The organism is Streptomyces sp. NPDC018964 (assembly GCF_044390325.1).
Lineage (GTDB): Bacteria > Actinomycetota > Actinomycetes > Streptomycetales > Streptomycetaceae > Streptomyces.
In genome coordinates this window covers 155,781-175,427 of sequence record NZ_JBIRYZ010000010.1, presented here as the reverse complement: position 1 = coordinate 175,427, position 19,647 = coordinate 155,781, and the positions used below count along the sequence as shown (strand labels likewise).

At 69.4% G+C, this 19,647-nt stretch carries 17 protein-coding genes, 1 tRNA gene and 1 pseudogene; 9 read left to right on the top strand and 10 right to left on the bottom strand.

The window, feature by feature from the left end; genetic code table 11:
- Positions 1-49 precede the first annotated feature (49 nt).
- The 5 genes from ACH5AO_RS19155 to ACH5AO_RS19135 all read right to left on the bottom strand — a co-directional run bounded on the left by ACH5AO_RS19155 (position 50) and on the right by ACH5AO_RS19135 (position 5,360).
- Complete coding sequence (locus ACH5AO_RS19155; protein WP_398926065.1) at positions 50-499, bottom strand: heat shock protein transcriptional repressor HspR; 450 nt, start codon at positions 497-499, stop codon at positions 50-52.
- A 5-nt stretch (positions 500-504) separates the two neighbouring features.
- Positions 505-1,683, bottom strand: coding sequence for a molecular chaperone DnaJ (gene dnaJ, locus ACH5AO_RS19150; RefSeq protein WP_398926063.1), 1,179 nt, complete (start codon positions 1,681-1,683; stop codon positions 505-507).
- A gap of 36 nt (positions 1,684-1,719) precedes the next feature.
- Positions 1,720-2,391: a nucleotide exchange factor GrpE gene (grpE, locus tag ACH5AO_RS19145; RefSeq protein WP_398926061.1), complete on the bottom strand. Its 672-nt coding sequence runs from the start codon at positions 2,389-2,391 to the stop codon at positions 1,720-1,722.
- Positions 2,388-4,229 carry a molecular chaperone DnaK gene (gene dnaK, locus ACH5AO_RS19140; RefSeq protein WP_398926059.1) on the bottom strand — a complete coding sequence of 614 codons (1,842 nt, stop codon included), beginning with the start codon at positions 4,227-4,229 and terminating at the stop codon, positions 2,388-2,390. Before dnaK ends, grpE begins: the two co-directional genes overlap by 4 nt.
- A 93-nt stretch (positions 4,230-4,322) precedes the next feature.
- Complete coding sequence (locus ACH5AO_RS19135) at positions 4,323-5,360, bottom strand: MraY family glycosyltransferase (RefSeq protein WP_398926056.1); 1,038 nt, start codon at positions 5,358-5,360, stop codon at positions 4,323-4,325.
- Between the two features lie 270 nt (positions 5,361-5,630).
- Here ACH5AO_RS19135 and ACH5AO_RS19130 point away from each other — a divergent pair, with 270 nt between their 5' ends.
- From ACH5AO_RS19130 to ACH5AO_RS19115, 4 genes are all read left to right on the top strand, one after another.
- Positions 5,631-7,937 (top strand): (Fe-S)-binding protein, encoded by a 2,307-nt coding sequence (locus tag ACH5AO_RS19130; protein WP_398926054.1) that lies wholly within the window; start codon positions 5,631-5,633, stop codon positions 7,935-7,937.
- A gap of 133 nt (positions 7,938-8,070) precedes the next feature.
- A complete protein-coding gene (locus tag ACH5AO_RS19125) occupies positions 8,071-9,474 on the top strand; it encodes an FG-GAP and VCBS repeat-containing protein (RefSeq protein ID WP_398926052.1) in 1,404 nt (467 codons plus the stop codon).
- A 295-nt stretch (positions 9,475-9,769) separates the two neighbouring features.
- Entirely contained in the window at positions 9,770-11,245 is a 1,476-nt protein-coding gene (locus tag ACH5AO_RS19120) for a VCBS repeat-containing protein (RefSeq protein WP_398926049.1), read from the top strand.
- A 188-nt stretch (positions 11,246-11,433) separates the two neighbouring features.
- Positions 11,434-12,480: a Yip1 family protein gene (locus ACH5AO_RS19115; RefSeq protein ID WP_398926047.1), complete on the top strand. Its 1,047-nt coding sequence runs from the start codon at positions 11,434-11,436 to the stop codon at positions 12,478-12,480.
- 81 nt (positions 12,481-12,561) lie between these two features.
- On the opposite strand, the gene ACH5AO_RS19110 is transcribed toward ACH5AO_RS19115, so the two are convergent.
- Positions 12,562-13,059 carry a phosphoribosyltransferase gene (locus tag ACH5AO_RS19110; RefSeq protein WP_381231614.1) on the bottom strand — a complete coding sequence of 166 codons (498 nt, stop codon included), beginning with the start codon at positions 13,057-13,059 and terminating at the stop codon, positions 12,562-12,564.
- On the bottom strand, positions 13,056-13,631 hold the full coding sequence (gene dcd / locus ACH5AO_RS19105; protein WP_398926044.1) for a dCTP deaminase: 576 nt from the start codon (positions 13,629-13,631) through the stop codon (positions 13,056-13,058). The genes ACH5AO_RS19110 and dcd overlap by 4 nt, the downstream gene beginning before the upstream one ends.
- A gap of 486 nt (positions 13,632-14,117) precedes the next feature.
- On the opposite strand from dcd, the gene ACH5AO_RS19100 reads away from it, so the two are divergent.
- Positions 14,118-14,191 (top strand) — tRNA-Gly (locus ACH5AO_RS19100).
- A 269-nt stretch (positions 14,192-14,460) separates the two neighbouring features.
- Here the strand turns inward: ACH5AO_RS19100 and ACH5AO_RS19095 are convergent.
- Both ACH5AO_RS19095 and ACH5AO_RS19090 read right to left on the bottom strand, forming a co-directional pair.
- A complete protein-coding gene (locus tag ACH5AO_RS19095) occupies positions 14,461-14,799 on the bottom strand; it encodes an XRE family transcriptional regulator (protein ID WP_225627202.1) in 339 nt (112 codons plus the stop codon).
- Complete coding sequence (locus tag ACH5AO_RS19090; RefSeq protein WP_398926335.1) at positions 14,796-15,182, bottom strand: type II toxin-antitoxin system RelE/ParE family toxin; 387 nt, start codon at positions 15,180-15,182, stop codon at positions 14,796-14,798. Before ACH5AO_RS19090 ends, ACH5AO_RS19095 begins: the two co-directional genes overlap by 4 nt.
- A 540-nt stretch (positions 15,183-15,722) precedes the next feature.
- Between ACH5AO_RS19090 and ACH5AO_RS19085 the strand changes: the two genes are divergently transcribed.
- The 3 genes from ACH5AO_RS19085 to ACH5AO_RS19075 all read left to right on the top strand — a co-directional run bounded on the left by ACH5AO_RS19085 (position 15,723) and on the right by ACH5AO_RS19075 (position 18,262).
- The gene (locus ACH5AO_RS19085) at positions 15,723-16,124 is read left to right on the top strand and encodes a hypothetical protein (protein WP_398926042.1); all 402 of its coding nucleotides are present in this window, start codon (positions 15,723-15,725) and stop codon (positions 16,122-16,124) included.
- Positions 16,125-16,369: 245 nt separating this feature from the next.
- Entirely contained in the window at positions 16,370-16,858 is a 489-nt protein-coding gene (locus ACH5AO_RS19080) for a DUF6650 family protein (protein ID WP_398926040.1), read from the top strand.
- A gap of 162 nt (positions 16,859-17,020) precedes the next feature.
- Positions 17,021-18,262 (top strand): IS701 family transposase, encoded by a 1,242-nt coding sequence (locus tag ACH5AO_RS19075; RefSeq protein ID WP_398926038.1) that lies wholly within the window; start codon positions 17,021-17,023, stop codon positions 18,260-18,262.
- Positions 18,263-18,458: 196 nt separating this feature from the next.
- On the opposite strand, the gene ACH5AO_RS19070 is transcribed toward ACH5AO_RS19075, so the two are convergent.
- Entirely contained in the window at positions 18,459-19,214 is a 756-nt protein-coding gene (locus tag ACH5AO_RS19070; RefSeq protein ID WP_398926036.1) for a formylglycine-generating enzyme family protein, read from the bottom strand.
- 130 nt (positions 19,215-19,344) lie between these two features.
- On the opposite strand from ACH5AO_RS19070, the pseudogene ACH5AO_RS19065 reads away from it, so the two are divergent.
- Positions 19,345-19,437: pseudogene (locus ACH5AO_RS19065) on the top strand (DNA-binding protein); the annotation flags it as partial.
- Positions 19,438-19,647 lie beyond the last annotated feature (210 nt).

Genomic DNA, 19,647 nt, shown 5'->3' with positions numbered 1-19,647 from the left:
GGAGATCGAGACGATCTCCGGGCCTCCCGCGGCGCCTCACATCCGCGCCTCAGTCCTGCTGCTGCCGCTTGGGCCGCCACACCACCAGTGCGCTGGTCTGCTGCACCTCCTGGTAGGGCACCAGGTCACGGCGGTACGAGGCGTGCACCGCGGCCTCGCGCTGACGCATCGCCGCGGCCGCCCCGTCGAGGGCGCCCTCCAGTTCGGCCACGCGGGCCTGGAGGGCGGCGACCTGGTTCTCCAGTTCGATGATGCGCTTGATTCCGGCCAGGTTGATGCCCTCGTCCTGCGACAACTGCTGCACCTGGCGGAGCAGTTCGATGTCACGGGCCGAGTAACGGCGGCCCCGGCCGGCCGTGCGGTCCGGCGACACGAGACCCAGCCGGTCGTACTGCCGCAGCGTCTGCGGGTGCAGACCGGAGAGCTGGGCCGCCACCGAGATGACGTAGACCGGGGTGTCCTGGGTCAGTTCATACGGATTGCGTCGACGGCCGTCCATGCAGATCAAGCTCCCTTCGCGGCCTGGAACAGCTCCGCCCGCGGATCGTCGTCCGCGGTCGCCTCGCGATACGCCTCCAGCGCGTCACGAGCCTTCCCCGACACGTCCTTGGGAACACTCACCTCCACGGTGACCAGCAGATCACCGCGGGTGCCGTCCTTGCGGACCGCGCCCTTGCCCCGGGCCCGCATGGTGAGCCCGTTGGGCGTGCCCGGCGGCAGCTTCAGCGTGACCGGCGGACCGCCCAGCGTCGGGACCCGCACCTCGCCGCCGAGGACGGCCTCGGGGTACGTCACCGGCACCGTGACGGTCAGGTTGTCGTCCTTGCGGCCGAACACCGGGTGGGTGCCGACGTGCACGACGACGTACAGATCGCCGGCGGGGCCGCCGCGCTCGCCCGGCGCGCCCTTGCCGCGCAGCCGGATCCGCTGGCCGTCGCTGACGCCCGCGGGGATGCGCACCTGCATGGTCCGCGAGGACTTGGCCCGGCCGCTGCCCTTGCAGACCTCGCAGGCCTCCTCCGCGATCAGGCCGCGGCCCTTGCAGTCGGGGCAGGGGTCGGTGAGCGAGAAGCCGCCGCCGGAGCCGCGCGCCACCTGGCCGGTGCCGACGCAGGTCGGGCACACGCGCGGCGTGCCGTTCTTGTCGCCGGTGCCCGAACAGGCCTTGCAGGGCGCCTGCGACGACATCCGCAGCGGGACGGTCGCGCCCTCGATCGCCTCGGTGAAGCTGAGCGTCACCTCGGACTCGATGTCCTGGCCGCGCCGCGGCTGGGTGCGCGTACCGGCACCCGCGCCGCCGCGGTTGAACAGGCCCCCGAAGACGTCACCGAGGCCGCCGCCGAAGCCGCCCGCCTGCTGCCCGCCGGCCTGACCCCCGAAGAGGTCGCCCAGGTCGAAGTTGAAGGAGCCGCCGCCCGCGCCCGGCCCCGGACGGAAGCCGCCGTTGCCGAAGAGCGCGCGCGCCTCGTCGTACTCCTTGCGCTTCTTGGGGTCGCCGAGGACGTCGTTCGCCTCGGAGATCTCCTTGAACCGCTCCTCCGCCTTGGCATTGCCCTTGTTGGCGTCCGGGTGGAACTCGCGGGCGAGCTTCCGGTACGCCTTCTTGATCTCGGCCTCGGTGGCGTCCTTGGGGACGCCGAGGACCTTGTAGAAGTCCTTCTCGATGAAGTCCTTGGTGCTCATCCCCGACGTCCCTCCTTCCCTGCGTCAGTTCTTACGTCAGCCCTCGTCCGGGCCACCGCTCTCCTTGTCCTCCGACGGTCCGTCCTGCGCCTCGGCGCTCTCCTCGGCCGCCTTGACCGTCTGCGCGCCGGGCTGCGGCTCGGCGACGGCCACCCGCGCGGGGCGGATGGTGCGCTCGCCGATGCGATACCCCGGCTGCAGGATCGCCACGCACGTCGTCTCGGTGACGTCCGGCGCGTAGCTGTGCATCAGCGCCTCGTGGATCGTCGGGTCGAAGGGCTCGCCCTCCTTGCCGAACTGCTGGAGGCCCATCTTGGCGATGACGGTCTCCAGCGACTCCGCGACGGACTTGAAGCCGCCGACCAGCTCGCCGTGTTCCCGCGCGCGGCCGACGTCGTCGAGCACGGGGAGCAGCTCGCTCAGGAGGTTCGCCACGGCGATCTCCTTCACGGCGATCCGGTCGCGCTCGACCCGGCGCCGGTAGTTCTGGAACTCGGCCTGGAGGCGCTGGAGGTCGGCCGTGCGCTCGTTGAGCGCCGTGCGCGCCTGGTCCAGCTGGGCCACCAGGGCCGCTTCCTGGCCCGTGTCCCCGGCCGGGGCCGCCGCCTCCTCCGCGGAGGGCTGGGCGGCGGCCTTCGGCTCGGCTTCGTCGGAGGGGACGTCGGGCTGCTGCGACTGCTCGTCGAAGCCCGGGGTCTCCTCGGTCACGCCGCACCGTCCTTGCGGTCCTCGTCGACGATCTCGGCGTCGACGACGTCGTCGTCGGCCTTGGCCCCACCGGCACCGGCGGAGGCGCCGGCGGCCTGCCCGGCCTGGGCGTCGGCGTACATGGCCTGGCCCAGCTTCTGGGAGACGGCGGCGACCTTCTCCGTGGCGGTGCGGATCTCGGCGGAGTCGTCGCCCTTGAGCTTCTCCTTCAGCTCGGCGACGGCCGTCTCGACCTCGGTCTTGACGTCACCGGGAACCTTGTCCGCGTTGTCGGCGAGGAACTTCTCGGTCTGGTAGACGAGCTGCTCGCCCTGGTTGCGGGACTCGGCGGCCTCGCGGCGGGCGTGGTCCTCCTCCGCGTACTTCTCGGCCTCCTGGCGCATCCGGTCGACCTCGTCCTTCGGCAGCGAGGAGCCGCCGGTGACGGTCATCTTCTGCTCCTTGCCCGTGCCCAGGTCCTTCGCGGTCACGTGCATGATGCCGTTGGCGTCGATGTCGAAGGAGACCTCGATCTGCGGGACGCCGCGCGGCGCCGGGGGCAGACCGGTCAGCTCGAACATGCCGAGCTTCTTGTTGTACGCGGCGATCTCGCGCTCGCCCTGGTAGACCTGGATCTGCACCGACGGCTGGTTGTCCTCGGCCGTGGTGAAGATCTCGGAGCGCTTCGTCGGGATCGTGGTGTTGCGCTCGATCAGCTTGGTCATGATGCCGCCCTTGGTCTCGATGCCGAGGGACAGCGGGGTGACGTCGAGCAGCAGGACGTCCTTGACCTCGCCCTTGAGGACACCGGCCTGGAGCGCGGCACCGATCGAGACGACCTCGTCCGGGTTGACGCCCTTGTTGGCCTCCTTGCCGCCGGTCATCTCCTTGACGAGCTCGGCGACGGCGGGCATGCGGGTGGAGCCGCCGACGAGGACGACGTGGTCGATCTCGGACAGCTGGATGCCGGCGTCCTTGATGACGTTGTGGAACGGCGTCTTGCAGCGCTCGAGCAGGTCCGCGGTCAGCTGCTGGAACTGGGCGCGGGTCAGCTTCTCGTCGAGGTGCAGGGGGCCCTCGGCGGACGCGGTGATGTAGGGGAGGTTGATCGAGGTCTCGGTGGACGAGGACAGCTCGATCTTCGCCTTCTCGGCGGCCTCGCGCAGGCGCTGCAGCGCCATCTTGTCCTTGCCGAGGTCCACGCCGTGGCCCGACTGGAACTGCTTGACCAGGTAGTCGACGACGCGCTGGTCCCAGTCGTCACCACCGAGGTTGTTGTCACCGTTGGTGGCCTTCACCTCGACGACACCGTCACCGATCTCCAGCAGGGAGACGTCGAAGGTACCGCCACCGAGGTCGAAGACGAGGATGGTCTGGTCGTCCTTGTCGAGGCCGTACGCCAGGGCGGCGGCCGTCGGCTCGTTGACGATGCGCAGCACGTTCAGACCGGCGATCTCGCCGGCCTCCTTGGTCGCCTGGCGCTCGGCGTCGTTGAAGTACGCCGGGACGGTGATGACCGCGTCCGTGACCTTCTCGCCCAGGTACGCCTCGGCGTCGCGCTTCAGCTTCTGCAGCACGAAGGCGCTGATCTGCTGCGGGTTGAAGGGCTTCCCGTCGAGCTCGATCTTCCAGTCGGTGCCCATGTGGCGCTTGACCGACCGGATGGTCCTGTCGACGTTGGTGACCGCCTGGCGCTTGGCCACCTCGCCGACCAGCACCTCACCGTTCTTGGCGAAGGCGACGACGGACGGCGTGGTCCTGGCGCCCTCGGCGTTGGTGATGACGGTGGGCTCGCCGCCCTCCAGAACGCTGACGACGGAGTTAGTCGTGCCCAGGTCGATGCCGACCGCACGTGCCATTTCGATTCCTCCAGCTGACTTGAGTGGAACGGACTCAAGCATGCATGACACCCGGCGCCGGGTCAACAGAGCTGAGTCGAACAGACTCAACTCTTATCCGTTCCTTACACGCAACCGCTCCATGACCTGCGGCGATGCCTCGGCGGTTCGTTGACGCGGGTGGAAAACAGGGGTGACGGGAAGGCGCACGAGCGCGAGGACGACCAGCGCGGCCACCGCCACCACCCACAGCACCGCGCCCCCGGACACCCGCCCGGTGTGGACGGCCACCCCCACGAGCACCCCGCCCAGCGCTCCCGAGCCGAGCAGGACGGTCACCGCGCGGGGCGCGAGTCCGAGCCGCCGCAGCCGGTGCCCGAGGTGGTCCGGCCGGCCGCGGGTCAGCGGCCACCGCGACATCCGCCGCGCGAGGACCACCAGGACGGCGTCGGCGCACGCCACGGACGTCAGGGCGAACAACACCCCCACGCCGGTCCCAATTCCCTGCCCGGCCCGCACGAACACCGCCGCCGAGGCCACCACGAACCCCGTGAACAGCGAGCCCCCCGCCCCGAGGCCGGCCCGCGCGGGGTGCCAGTTGTGCAGCAGGAACCCGGCGAGCCCGGCGGCCAGCACGCCCAGCAGCACCGCGATCCCCTCCATCAGCTCGACCGCCGCGCAGACCGCCACCCCGAACGCGGTCACCGCCCCCACGGTGCCGGCCAGCCCGTCCGCGTGGTCGAGCCCCCGGAACGCGGTGGTGACCGCCACGATCCACCCCACGGCGAGCACCCCCTGCACCGTCCCGGTCTCCGCGTACGGCACGACGAGCGCCGCCGCCACGGTCGTACCGGTGAGCGGGATCCACCACCGCAGCCGCCACACGTCGACGGCCAGGCCGAGGACGCCGATCCAGGCCCCGGCGGCCAGCAGCCGCCCGATCCCGGTGCCGAGCGGGGCGATCCCCGCCCGGTCGCCGATCCCCGCCACCAGCCCGGTCGCGAGCACGACGGCCGTTCCCCCGGACAGCGGCACCGGCAGACGGCGCCTGCGGTCCAGGATCCCCAGGCGCAGGGCGGGGACCCGCAGCAGTTCCGCGAACACGGCGGAGAGCAGCAGGGCGATGGTGGCGGCGGCGATCCCGTAGAGCACGGATATAAGTTAGGTGCGTATGGACCGATTTAGCGCGAATAACACGACCGGATCCCGGGCGCCATCCAGGACGCCCGCGAGGGTGCCGCCACAGGCGACCCTGAGCGATTCAGATCACCCCGCACCCGGCTACAGTGCGACCGGAGATGGGGGTAATCTCGAACGAACCACATAAGTTACCGCTTAGTAATTTCGGGGAAGCCGTAGTGGAGCCCCCACCGACCTCCCGAAGATCCCTCTCCAGACCCCTCGCAGGCCCGAGGAGCCCCCATGCAACTCGCCGCGATCATCGTGTCGCTGGTCCTGACCGTGGTCGGCGTCGCGCTGCTCGCACGCGCGATCGGCCAGTTCGTCCGGTACTTCAAACTGGGCCAGCCGGTACCGGCCGGCGCCCGCACCGACAACCCCTACCAGCGCAGTGTGACCCTGGTGCGGGAGTTCCTCGGCCACACCCGCATGAACCGGTGGGGCGTCGTCGGCATCGCCCACTGGTTCGTCGCCGTCGGCTTCCTGACCCTGCCGCCGACCCTCGCCCAGGCGTTCGGCCAGCTCTTCCAGGCCGACTGGGTGCTGCCGGTCATCGGCGGCTTCCTGCCGTTCGAGATGTACACCGAGTTCATCGGCGTGATGACGGTCCTGGGCATCGCCGTGCTCATCGTCATCCGCCTGCTGAGCCTGCCCTCCCGCCCCGGCCGCAAGTCCCGCTTCGCGGGCTCCAAGGCGGGCCAGGCGTACTTCGTCGAGTACGTCATCCTCACCATCGGCCTGGCCATCTACGTACTGCGCGGCCTGGAGGGCGCGCTGCACCACGTGGACGGCTACGAGGCGTCGTACTTCGCCTCGTACCCGCTGGTCCTCGCCTTCGACGGCCTGTCGGTCGCCGCGCTGCAGAACCTGGTCTACCTGGTCGCCATGATCAAGATCGGGACCTCGTTCATCTGGATGATCGTGGTCTCGCTCAACACCAACATGGGCGTGGCCTGGCACCGCTTCCTCGCCTTCCCGAACATCTGGTTCAAGCGCGAGGCCACCGGCGGGACCGCCCTGGGCGCCCTCCAGCCGATGACGTCCGGCGGCAAGCCGATCGACTTCACCGACCCCGGTGACGACGACGTCTTCGGCGTCTCCCAGGTCGAGCAGTTCTCCTGGAAGGGCCTGCTGGACTTCTCCACCTGCACCGAGTGCGGCCGCTGCCAGTCGCAGTGCCCCGCCTGGAACACCGGCAAGCCCCTCTCCCCCAAGCTCCTGATCATGTCCCTGCGCGACCACGCGCACGCCAAGGCCCCCTACCTGCTGGCCGGCGGCGGCAAGACCATGGAGGGCGAGGAGAAGGCGTCCGAGGAGCAGCTCGCGGGCGTGCCCGCGGCGGCCCTGGCGGAGGCCGAGCGCCCGCTGATCGGCACCGCCGAGCCTGTATCCGACAGCGGCTTCGCCACGGGCGGCGTCATCGACCCCGACGTCCTGTGGTCCTGCACCACCTGCGGCGCCTGCGTCGAGCAGTGCCCCGTCGACATCGAGCACGTCGACCACATCGTCGACATGCGCCGCTACCAGGTCATGATCGAGTCCGCGTTCCCGTCCGAGGCGGGCACGATGCTCAAGAACCTGGAGAAGAAGGGCAACCCCTGGGGCCTGGCGAAGAAGCAGCGCCTGGAGTGGACCAAGGAGGTCGACTTCGAGGTCCCGGTCGTCGGCAAGGACATCGAGGACCTCTCCGAGGTCGAGTACCTGTACTGGGTCGGCTGCGCCGGCGCCCTGGAGGACCGCGCCAAGAAGACCACCAAGGCCTTCGCGGAACTCCTCCACATCGCGGGCGTCAAGTTCGCGATCATGGGCGGCGACGAGAAGTGCACCGGCGACTCCGCCCGCCGCCTCGGCAACGAGCCCCTGTTCCAGGAGCTCGGCATGGAGAACGTCATGTCCCTCAACGCCGCCTTCGGCGAGGAGACGGACGACGACGGCAAGGTGACCGACGAGTCCCGCAAGCCCAGGTCGGCGAAGAAGATCGTCGCCACCTGCCCGCACTGCCTCAACACCCTCGGCAACGAGTACCCGCAGCTCGGCGGCGACTACGAGGTCATCCACCACACCCAGCTGCTCCAGCACCTGGTCGACGAGGGCAGGCTGATCCCGGTCACCCCCGTCGAGGGCCTCATCACCTACCACGACCCGTGCTACCTGGGCCGCCACAACAAGATCTACACGCCCCCGCGCGAGATCATCGGCAAGGTCCCGGGCCTGCGCAACGAGGAGATGCACCGCCACAAGGAGCGCGGCTTCTGCTGCGGCGCCGGCGGCGCCCGGATGTGGATGGAGGAGCGGATCGGCAAGCGCATCAACGACGAGCGCGTCGACGAGGCCCTCTCCCTCAACCCGGACATCGTCTCCACCGCCTGCCCGTTCTGCCTGGTCATGCTGACCGACTCGGTCAACGGCAAGAAGAACGACGGCAAGGCCAAGGAGTCGATCCAGGTCGTCGACGTCGCCCAGCTCCTGCTGGAGTCCGTCAAGACCCCGGCCGACCCGGCGGGCGACGAGGAGAGCGAGAACGCTCCGCAGCCGGAGCCCGTGAAGTAACGCGACACACCACCGGAGGGGCCGTCCGACAGGGCGGCCCCTTCGACATGTCCACGTACAACCTTCGGCCCGCACCGGGCGTCTGACGAACGCGTCACCCACACCCGGCACCGCGGACCCATGGAGCTCCCCCTTGCGTACCCGCACCTCCCTCCTCGTCGCCACCACCCTCCTCACCTCGGGCCTGACCCCGCTCGCCCTCGCCGCCCCGGCCGGCGCGGCGACCGCCAAGTACGCGGAGGACTTCAACGGCGACGGCCACCGCGACCTCGCCCTGGGCGACCGGCTCGCCACCGCCGGCGGCAAGAAGCAGGCGGGCGCGGTCGTCGTCGTCTGGGGTACCACGAAAGGGCTGAACCCGGCGAAGAGAACCGTGATCACGCAGAACAGCCCGGGCGTCGAGGGCGCGGCGGAGACCGGTGACCACTTCGGCGCGAAGATCACCACCGCGGACATGAACAAGGACGGGTACGCCGACATCGTCACCACCTCCCCGGGTGAGGCGGCCGGCTCCAACCGGGGCATGTTCACCATCCTCTGGGGCTCCAGGACCGGCATCTCCGGCGGCAGCTCGTACGCCGCCCCCTCGGGCAAGAAGGTGAGCTTCGCCCTGGACGTCGCGGTCGGCGACTTCAACGCCGACGGCCGCCCGGACGTGACCGCCGTCGACGACGAGTACGTCTGGTTCCTGCGCGGCCCCTTCACCAAGTCCGGCTCCCGCGGCAAGGCCACCAACCTGGACCCCATCGACGGCGAGGACATCAACCCGCTGCTGGTCGTCTCCGGCAAGGTCACCAAGGACGGCACCGCCGACTTCGCGGTGATCGGCTACGACGTGGACACCCGCGGCCACCGGGTCTGGTTCTACAAGGGCGGCTCCGGCACCCCGGCCCGGTCCAAGAAGACCGGCCTGCCCGCCTCCTCCGAGATGGTCGGCTCCGCCGCCGTGATCGCCGACTTCGACAAGAACGGCTACGGCGACCTCGCCGTCGGCGTCTCCCGCTCCGGCAAGGGCGGCGCGGTCCACGTCCTCAAGGGCGGCTCCACCGGGTTCGGCACGGCGAAGTCGTACAGCCAGAGCACCTCCGGGGTCCCCGGCGTGCGCGAGTCCGACGACTCCTTCGGCTACGACGTGTCGGCCGCCGACACCGACGGCGACGGCTACCCCGACCTGGCGGTGGGCGTCCCCGGCGAGGTGATCGGGTCGAACGTGTTCCGCACGGGCGCGCTCACCGTGCTGCGCGGCGGCTCCGGCGGGATCACCGGGAAGGGCGCCCGCCTGTACGACTACGGCACCACCGGCATCGAGGGCGACCCCGCCGAGGAGAACGACGCCTGGCTCGGCACCTCCGTGCTGCTGAGGGACTTCGACCACGACGGCCGCGCCGAACTGGCCGCCACCGCCAACGAGGCCGGACGCCTCCACCTGCTGCCCGGCACCTCCTCCGGCCCGACCGGCAAGGGCTCGGTCCTGCTCACGCCCGGCGAACTGGGCCTGGGCGCACGGCCGTTCTTCGGGGGCGCGCTGGCCGACTGAGACGCCGCATCCGTCTCGGGGGTCACCGGGCCCCGTCTCGGAGGCCCCCGGGCCCCGCCCCGGGAACCACTGAACTCCCGTCTCAGAGGTCACCGGACTCCCGCCTCGGGAACCACCGAACCCCCGCCCCGGGAACCATCGAACTCACGTACAACCTTCACGTGCCGCCACCGGTCTCATGATCGCCGACCGTCCGGTGAACGCCGGGACAACTCCCGGCGAACCCGTACGGTCCGGCACCTCACCGACTCCGGATGCCCGCCAGGCATCCCTCGCATGCCGCAGGAGAACCCGCATGCACCGACACACGGGACTCGCCCTCGCCTCGGCCACCGCCGTCGCGCTGACGGGCGGTCTGCTCACCCTCGTCGCCTCACCCGCGACGGCCGCCGACTCCACCGACGTCGCCCTGGCCGACTTCAACGGCGACGGCCGGGGAGACGTGGCCACCTCGGCCAACGGCGCCCACGTCTCCGGCAAGGCCCACGCCGGCCAGTTCGTCGTCCTCTACGGCACGTCCACCGGTGTGTCCTCCGCCAAGCGCCACACCCTCAGCCAGAACTCCACCGGAGTCCCCGGCACCGCCGAGGCCGGGGACAACTTCGGCTACGACCACGCCTACGCCGACTTCAACGGCGACGGCTACGACGACGTCGCCGTCTCCTCCCCGTACGAGGACGTCGAAGGCGACAAGGACGGCGGCACCCTCGCCATCCTGTGGGGCTCCTCCTCCGGCATCACCGGCAAGGGCATCACCGTCACCGACCCGTCCCGCTCCTCCCACGACCTGTGGGGCAAGAACCTCGCCGCCGGCGACTTCGACGGCGACGGCAGGGCCGACCTGGCCGTCGGCAGCGACAACGCCACCCTCTACGTCTACAAGGGCGGCTTCACCACCGCGGGCAAGTCCGGCGGCCGCTACACCATCAAGCCGCCGATCATGGGCAGCGAGGCGGACGGCCCGGTGAACCTGACCGCCGGCGACGTCGACGGCGGCGCGACCGACCTGATCGTCGACGGCTACGAGACCTCCTCCGCGTACGGCTGGAACCGGAACTACTTCGTCCCCGGCACCGCGAGCGGCCTGGACGTCTCCGCGGCCACGGCCCTGAAGCCCGGCGTGATCACCGCCATCGGCGACATCGACAACGACGGCTTCGGCGACATCGTCAGCGGCGCCTACTGGAACTCCACCGTCGAGGACGGCACCCAGATCCCCGACTCCGCCAAGGGCGGCAAGGTCTGGGTCACCTACGGCTCGGACGCCGGCCCGCTCACCGGCTCCGCCGTCGGCATCACCCAGAACACCGGCAACGTCCCCGGCACCTCCGAGGGCAACGACTACTTCGGCTACGAGCTCGACCTCGGCGACATCAACGCCGACGGCTTCCTCGACCTCGCCGTCGGCGTCGCCGGCGAGAACATCGGCACCGAGGTCGACACCGGCACCGTCACGATCCTCTACGGCACCGCGAACGGCCTGAACACCGCCTCCGGCGCCCAGTCCTTCTCCCAGAACACCGCGGGCGTCCCGGGCTCCAACGAGGACGACGACGGCTTCGGCCTGGACGTCAAGCTCGACGACGTCACCGGCGACGGCAGGGCCGACCTGATCGTCGGCTCCGCCGAGAACGCAGGCAACGGCGCGATCACCTACCTGCCGTCCACCGGCTCGAAGATCACCGCGAGCGGCGCCCGCTCCGTCTCCCCGAGCACCTCAGGCGTCTCCACGACGGGCACACCGTACTTCGGCTCCAACTTCGCCGACTGAACGACGGACGCCACCTCTCCCTCCCCGCCGGGCCCGCGTACCACCGCGGGCCCGGTTCGGCTCTTCCACGGCGGCCCGGGCGGGTCCGGCGGCGGCTTCCTCCACCGACGCGCCTCCGTCCTCCGTAGGACCGGACCGCCCCGGCCCCCTCCGGAGGACGGACGACCCGGCTGACGCCCCCTTAGGGGATGTCACAGCTCGGCCGCAAACCCGTCCCCGAACGCCGGGGGCCGGTACGTCACCGTCCGGGACCAGGTACGTTCGATGACGTGGCTGGATTCAGGATCGGACGCGGCCGGAACAACAACGGCGCTCCTCACGCGCGACCGCAACACCCCCCGCACGGGCAGCAGACGCCGCAGGGGCCGTCGTACGGCTACCCGCAGGCGCCGCAGCCGTACCCGCAGCAGCCGTCGTACGGCGGTGGCGGCGCCGGCCCCTGGCCGCAGGCGAACCGCGGCCCGGGCGGACCCGGTGGCCACGGCGGTCACGGCGGTCACGGCGGTCATGGCGGCCACGGCGAGCCGGAGTACTTCGGCGACGGCGCGTACCCGCACGGCGCCCAGGGCGCCCCGCACGACCCGTACGCGGCCAACAACCCCGGCCACACCCAGGCCTTCTCGATCAACGAGGACCCCTACCACCAGGGCGACGCCTACCCCCCGGACACGGCCCCGCCCCCCGGCCCGGTCGGCCCCCGCCTGCGCTGGAAGGACCTGCTCAAGGGCATCGTCCTGTCCCCCGCCCAGACGTTCCACCAGATGCGCGACTACACGATGTGGGGCCCCGCCCTCATCGTCAGCTTCCTCTACGGCCTGCTCGCCGTCTTCGGCTTCGACACCGCCCGCGAGGACGCGATCAACGCGACCCTCTCGAACGCGATCCCGATCGTCCTGACGACGGCCGTCGCGATGGTGCTCAGCGCCTTCATCCTCGGCGTGGTCACCCACACCCTGGCCCGCCAGCTCGGCGGCAACGGCGCCTGGCAGCCCACCGTCGGCCTCTCCATGCTGATCATGTCCCTCACGGACGCGCCCCGCCTGGTCTTCGCCATGTTCGCCGGCGGCGACGCCTCCTTCGTCCAGATCCTCGGCTGGGCCACCTGGGTGGCGGCCGGCGCCCTCCTCACGATCATGGTCAGCCGCTCCCACGAGCTCCCCTGGCCGAAGGCCCTGGGCGCCTCGGCGATCCAGCTGGCCGCCCTGCTGTCGATCGTGAAGCTGGGCACGTTCTGACCTCGGTCTCAGGACCTCGGTCGCAGAAAGGAAGAAGGGGGCTCCCGGCCGGGAGCCCCCTTCTTCTCCTTCTCCCCGCCCTCAGGCGTCGAGCACCTGCCCGTCCCGCTTGACCACGGGCTCCTGGACGGACCACGGGAAGTTGATCCACTCGTCGGTGCGCTTCCAGACGTACTCGCACTTCACCAGCGACTGCGTCTTCTCGTAGATCACGGCGCTGCGCACCTCGGCGACGGCGTCGAGGCAGAAGTCGCGCACGAGCTTGAGCGTCTTGCCGGTGTCGGCGACGTCGTCCGCGATCAGCACCTTCTTGTCGGTGAAGTCGATGGCGTTGGGCACCGGCGCGAGCATGACCGGCATCTCGAGGGTCGTCCCCACCCCGGTGTAGAACTCGACGTTCACCAGGTGGATGTTCTTGCAGTCCAGCGCGTACGCGAGCCCTCCCGCGACGAAGACCCCGCCGCGCGCGATGCTCAGCACCACATCGGGCTCGTACCCGTCGTCGGCGATCGTCTGCGCGAGCTCGCGCACGGCCACCCCGAACTGCTCGTAGCTCAGGTTCTCCCGCATGCCGCTCACACCCGCGTCCGGTGGAAGTTGAGGTAGGACCGCGAGGCCGTCGGCCCCCGCTGCCCCTGATACCGCGACCCGTACCGCTCGCTGCCGTACGGGTGCTCGGCCGGCGAGCTGAGCCGGAACATGCACAACTGCCCGATCTTCATACCCGGCCACAGCTTGATCGGGAGCGTCGCGAGGTTGCTGAGTTCGAGGGTCACGTGCCCGGAGAACCCGGGGTCGATGAACCCGGCGGTGGAGTGCGTCACCAGCCCGAGCCGCCCCAGCGAGCTCTTCCCCTCCAGCCGCGAGGCGAGGTCGTCCGGCAGCGTGATGACCTCGTACGTACTGGCCAGCACGAACTCACCGGGGTGCAGGATGAACGGTTCGTCCCCCTCCGGCTCCACGAGCCGGGTCAGGTCCGCCTGCTCGACGGAGGGGTCGATGTGGGGGTACCGGTGATTCTCGAACACCCGGAAGTAGCGGTCGAGGCGTACGTCGATGCTGGACGGCTGCACCATGGCGTCGTCGTAGGGATCGATACGCACCCGTCCGGCGTCGATCTCGGCCCGGATGTCCTTGTCAGAGAGAAGCACGGGCCCGAGGATACGCAAGGCGCGCGGAACGGCCACAATCGGCCGACCCGCGCGCCCCCGCTGTGACCGCCGCTAACGCTTCTGAAGACTCACCGGCACGACGCTGCGGAGCCGCGCACAGCGCGGGCACCGCAGGAGCCGGCCGGGGCCGAGTCGCTCGGCCTGCTGCATCGGAAACGAGGCGGCGGTGAACACGTGCCCATCGGCACAGCGGACGACGGTGCGCTCCATCAAGTCCAAAAGTCCCTTCCCCAAGAGGCCGCGTCCGGCCAACTGCCCTGACGCCAAAAGCCACATTACGGGATCAAAGGAACAGCCCTCCAGGCGGCACCCCGCTCCTTCACCGTACGCCCCAACTTCTGCCCCCCGCAGCCGCATCCACCCCCTGAAACGACGTCAGACCCCCGGGCTCGAACACCGGGGGCCTGACATGGGGTAGAGTGACCGTGCATCCGGACACCGCCGAGGGCGGGACCTCCGGATCACGCGGGTGTAGTTTAATGGTAGAACATCAGCTTCCCAAGCTGAGAGCGCGAGTTCGATTCTCGTCACCCGCTCCATGAAGAAGGCCCAGGTCAGAGACCCGGGCCTTTCTGCTGTTCATGGTGATCATTCGCCGCATGCCAGATTCGCGTTAGAACGCTTCTTGGCGGTCATCCGGGCCACCTGTTCCTGAGCCTTCCGGATGGTGACGTCAAGGCCGACGGTGCTCTCCTTTCGCTCTTCACCGTCCGGAGGCCGGACGTCAGATCGTCCAAGAGACAGTCGACCCGGAGGGTTGTCGGCCAGGTCCTCAACGGGTACGTGAGCGTCGTAAATGGCAGTCGCCTCAAGCGACGGTGTACTCCGCATCCCCGAAATCTGCGATCACGCGCAGCCGGCCACCGAGTGCTTCCACATAAGCCCGGAGCGTCGCCACCTCGGCCCGGTCCAGCTCTCCGTGCTCGATCGCGGAGACGCGGGGAGCAGAGACTCCCATGGACGCGGCGACCTGGCGCTGGGTCAACGCCTGTTCACGCCGGACCTCTGCCAGCCTGTGGGCGCGCACCTCAGCGGTCAGCCTGTCCATGGACGCCTGCTTTTCCTGAGCCGAACGCACCGGCAGTCCAGCGGCCTCGCGCCGCTCACGCGCCTTGCGCTTGGTCTCCTCCCAGCTGACTGTGCTCATTCGTACTCCCTGGTCTCAAGATCGGTCACATGCGCCTGGTAGCGCTTCTCGGCGATCGGGATGTTGACGTCGTACCAACGCTGCCAGTTCCCGGCCTTGTCGCCAGCCACCAGCAGCACGGCCCGTCGCACTGGATCGAAAGCGAAGAGGATCCGGATCTCGCTGTTCCCGGACGAACCCGGCCTCAGCTCCTTCAAGTGATGACTGTCGGCACCCTTGATCCGGTCGACCAGCGGACGACCCAGCGTCGGACCTGTGACCGCCAGCATGTCGATGGCGTCTTCCACCTGCTCGGCGCTGTCCCAGTCCTCCTCCGACAGCGCTTCGAACCATGCCGCGACCTCGGCGACAAGGACCACTTCCCATTGAGCCACGACCTCTATGTTAATGCAAGCATTAACATGAGCTGTGCTGAAGAGGCCGGTGCCCCAAGCGGCGCGGCACGAGGACAGATCGTCTCACCGCATCCGCCACACCCCCGCGAACGGTGATCCAGCCTCGGCCCGGCAGCAACTTCTTGGGACGGCTCCGAGCCGGCCGCGCCGCCGGTACCTGCTGACGGACTCGTGCCCGGAGACCGCCCCGAATCGCATGGCAGCCGAGCACCCCCTGCGCGGTTGCCATGCCCTTCCCCGAGTCACTCCCAACAACGGAGCACCGGACTCGCCTCGATCCGCCAAGCACCACTTGCAGCTCGATGCCCCTGACGCGTGCCCACAGCGTGCCCGTAAGAGCGGACGAGCACGGTGAAAAGCGGTGCAAATCCGATACGCCGACGGTTCCGCACCAGCCGCGTATGACCAGGTCAGAGACCAGATGACCTGACAAGCGCCATGGCTTCCCAAGCTCATGTCCCCTCATGAGCTGTCGGCGAGCCAGGGAGAGCGGCCTCCCTGTCGGACCCGCGCTGTACGGTCCGACTCATGGCTGAGAGACCGACGACAAACTGGCGCAGGCGCATAGCTGCGGAAGCCGCGGAGCTTGCCGTCGGCTCTCTGGATCCCGGCTGCGCATGCATGGTCGACCTGTATCCCGATGAGCTTCTGTCGGCAACCGATGCTGTCCTGGACGCCTTCGAGGCCGAGCTGGCCACACTCGACGCAGGAGACAACGCGGAGGTCTTCGCCGCAGTTGAGCACGTCGTCCTGGCCTTGAACGCGGTGAACGAAGCCCACGACGAATGCGCCTTCGAGACTGATGAGCGCGAGCAGCTTTGCCTTTACATCGACGAGGCTCTCACTGAACAAGAAGTCGACGTCGCGGCCCTGACCGCCAGGCACGGACTCGGTCGGCACGAACTCACCGATCAATGGCGGGACTGGTGAACGACCCACCGTCGTGAGAGGTCAGACCGCTGTGGCCCGTCTCAGTTTCCGTCTCGTTCATGGGCGTTCAGGCATGTTCGGCAGCTGGCTCGGTAGGACCCACCGACTGTCCGCGCACGCACGTGAACGGCCCTGCACGCGGCCCCGGAGGGCACCAACACAGTTGAAAAGAGCGCGCGTACTGATTCAAGCCATGCCACCTGTTTGGAGCCCAGCCGTTCACGGGCCTACCTAGGATGCCGAGCGTGAAGGTTCTGGAGATCATGCGACGAATCAAGGGCTTCAGCACGCCGCTCGGCGGTGTGGACTGGGACCTGCCGCTCCCTCAGCGGGCCGTCGCCGAGAAGGTCGTCGTCTACCTGGAGGACCGTAGAGTCCTCACGATGTCGCGTGCTGTTATGCACGCAGTCGAGGAGCCAGACCACTGCGTCGCATCGGTGCTGCAGATCAGGGAGACGTTGACCCAGATCCTGATGGAGCCCGACACCGGAGACGACCTCGCAGAGAACCTCAAGGCGATGCGAGCCGCTTGCCGGCGGTTCCTGGACGCCGTAGGCCCCAACCACTCGGGGCATGTTCGCGGACGCTTCCAGAGCGCCACGTTCGGTGCGGCGCTTGGTGAGCTACGCGCGGTTTTCGGTATTCAGCTCGGTGTCATCGCTGCCCGCTACAAGCTTGAGCTTTCGGAGGAGCTGGCGGCCATCCTTCCCGCCTCTGACACCGATGACGAGTAGGTGCAAGTGACATCGCGACGTGCACCACTACCGCACCAGACACGACGGGAAGCAGCGGGGAACCACGGTGAAGGAGACCCAGTCCGGAGTGGCCGCACCTTAGTACTCCAGCAGCGGTTCGTGTCCTGAGCTGGTGATTGTCGTTGTCCTGGTATGGAGGGCATGACTGAAGTCGATTGCTGGGCTGCGGAGTTGGAGTCGGTGTTCGCTCGGGTGGCGGGCCGGTTCGGACGGGCGGATCTGCGGTGGCGGATGCGGGACTACGTCCGCGGTCTGCTGGGCCAAGCGGTACGGAAGAACGGCTGGCAGCTCGCGGAATGGGCAGGTCACCGCACGCCGGACGGCTTTCAGCGGCTGTTGAACAGCAGCGTCTGGGACGCGGACGCCCTGTGCGACGACGTCCGTGCCTACGTCGGTGAGTCCCTTGGCCCCAATGGCGTGTTGATCATCGACGACACCGGGTTCATCAAGAAGGGCACCACCTCGGCCGGGGTCGGCCGACAGTACATCGGCACCTCAGGGAAGATCGACAACTGCCAGATCGGCGTGTTCGCCGCCTACGCCACCCGCTCGGGCCGGGCCCTGGTGGACCGCGAGCTCTACCTGCCCAAGGCCTGGACGTCCGACCGCGACCGCTGCCGGGCGGCGAAAATCCCCGACGAACGCGGCTTCGCGACCAAGGGAGAGCTGGCCCGGGACATCGTCCGCCGCTGCCTGGCCGCCGGCCTGCCCGCCGCCTGGGTGACCGCGGACGAGGCCTACGGGCAGGACTGGCACTTCCGCCACCTGCTCGAGCAACTCGACATCGGCTATGTGGTGGCAGTGCCCAAGTCGCAGCAGATCAAGTCGCTGGCCGGCATCTGGCGCATCGACCAGCTCATCGAGGACGCCCCTGCCGATGCCTGGCAGCGGCTCTCCTGCGGCGACGGCGCCAAGGGCCCACGCGTCTACGACTGGGCCGCGGCCAAGCTGCCCGCCAACCTCATCTTCGACCCTGACCCGCCCACCCATCACCGCTGGGTCATGGCCCGACGCAGCCTGTCCGACCCCGAAGAGGTGGCCTACTACCTGGCCTACGCCCCCGTCGGCGTCGAGATCGCCGAGCTGGCCAAGGTGGCCGGCTCCCGCTGGGCGATCGAGGAGTGCTTCCAGGCCGCGAAGAACGAGTGCGGCCTCGACCAGTACGAGGTCCGCCGCTATCCCGGCTGGTACCGGCACATCACCCTGGCCATGCTCGCCCATGCCGTCCTGACCGCACTCGCAGCCCAGGCCGGCGAGGCCGCAAGGGGGGCTGCAGAAACGGATCAGCCCTCGTCCCGCTCACCGTGGCAGAGATCCGGCGGCTCCTGGACGCTCTCCTGCCCCACCCACGAACCGACCGCGACCCCGTCACCCACGCACTGAAGTGGTCGGCCTGGAGAAGACGCCGTCAGGCCGTCGCCCGCCGCTGCCACTACCGAAAACGCAGCTCAGAACACGATCCGCTGCTGGAGTACTAAAGCGGGTGTCGCAGGTTCGAATCCTGCCGGGGGTACCAGTCAGAAGGGGGCCGCCCCCGAAATTTCGGGGGCGGCCCCCTTCTGACATCCAGATCTTGCCCCTAGCTGGTTGGCACAGGTGCGACCGGGCGGACCGCGGTGAAGTCCTGGAGCTCGTCGCGGGTGGCGGAGAGCAGCAGCAGCCATTCGTCGCAGCCCTGCCACGGAGAGAGGTCGCCGCCGCCTCCGCGCACCACCCGCGGTCCGTCCCCGGTGCGGGGGCGTGCGTCCGCCGGCGCGTCCGTGAAATGCGGGACCCACACGTCGGCGCAGATCTCGTTCGCCGACCCCATCGCGGCCAGCCCGAAGTCGTTCTCGGCCGCGGCCGTGCGTTCCTCGTCGGAGAAGTCGTCGAGCACCTGGTCCTCGTCCGGCCTGTCGTCCCCGCGGAAGGTCAGGGTGGTCGTGCCCGCCCGGGCCGCGTACTCCCACTCCGCCTCGCTGGGCAACCGGAACGGCAACGCCTCGAGCAGGTCGTCCAGGTCCTCCTCGAGCCGGGCCGTGCTCGCATCCGAGTCGGTGAAGCTGTCCTCGTACTCGGGCAGCCAGTGCCGTACTTGCGCCACCGTGAGCGGATGGCGGGCGATCAGGAACGGCTCGACCCGCACTTCTCGCACCGGACGGGCCCGGACGGCACCGGCGAAGAACGCTTCGAGGTTGTCATCGGCGTCGTCGGCCCGCTCGATGGCACGAACCGCGTCCAGTTCCTCGTCGGACAAGCCCATCCGGAACGTCCCACCGGGAACGGCCCGGAAGACCACACCGGAGGGGACGTGCCGCCAAGCCGGTCGGCCGGCCACGATCTCTTGAGCCCACATGGTGCCGGACGCTAGCAGCCGGGCATCCCGGACGGCGGAGGGGATCCGGGAAGGGAGCGTGGTCAACGGATCACCTCCCGGACGCCGCAGCTCTGAGCTGCCCCGAGTTTCGTAGAGTCCGCGGAGTGTCCTGAGTTCCCCGGCCCCGGCCCTCGTCCTCACTTCGGACAGGGACGACTGGACCAGGCTCTGCGGGGACCGCGTCATCACCCGAGACGTCTGACGCCCCGGACAGACCACGCGCAGCTGCAGCCCGGCTTCGACGACGAGATGCGATTCGTCTGTCGCATCCCCGCGGACGCGGTGGTCACGACATGGGAGTTTTCCGAATACAACCTCGAGAGCGAAGTGACACCCACCCTGGTCGACCTGACCTGACCAACCGCCCTCGTGCCCCCGCCCCTCGCCCAGGAGAGTCGAGGGCTTCGCCATG

Coding starts and splice junctions, on each gene's coding strand:
- ACH5AO_RS19155 (WP_398926065.1), bottom strand. CDS start 499: ATGGACGGCCGTCGACGCAATCCGTATGAACTGACCCAGGACACCCCG.
- dnaJ (WP_398926063.1), bottom strand. CDS start 1,683: ATGAGCACCAAGGACTTCATCGAGAAGGACTTCTACAAGGTCCTCGGC.
- dnaK (WP_398926059.1), bottom strand. CDS start 4,229: ATGGCACGTGCGGTCGGCATCGACCTGGGCACGACTAACTCCGTCGTC.
- ACH5AO_RS19130 (WP_398926054.1), top strand. CDS start 5,631: ATGCAACTCGCCGCGATCATCGTGTCGCTGGTCCTGACCGTGGTCGGC.
- ACH5AO_RS19120 (WP_398926049.1), top strand. CDS start 9,770: ATGCACCGACACACGGGACTCGCCCTCGCCTCGGCCACCGCCGTCGCG.
- ACH5AO_RS19115 (WP_398926047.1), top strand. CDS start 11,434: ATGTCACAGCTCGGCCGCAAACCCGTCCCCGAACGCCGGGGGCCGGTA.
- ACH5AO_RS19095 (WP_225627202.1), bottom strand. CDS start 14,799: ATGAGCACAGTCAGCTGGGAGGAGACCAAGCGCAAGGCGCGTGAGCGG.
- ACH5AO_RS19085 (WP_398926042.1), top strand. CDS start 15,723: ATGGCTGAGAGACCGACGACAAACTGGCGCAGGCGCATAGCTGCGGAA.
- ACH5AO_RS19075 (WP_398926038.1), top strand. CDS start 17,021: ATGACTGAAGTCGATTGCTGGGCTGCGGAGTTGGAGTCGGTGTTCGCT.
- ACH5AO_RS19070 (WP_398926036.1), bottom strand. CDS start 19,214: ATGTGGGCTCAAGAGATCGTGGCCGGCCGACCGGCTTGGCGGCACGTC.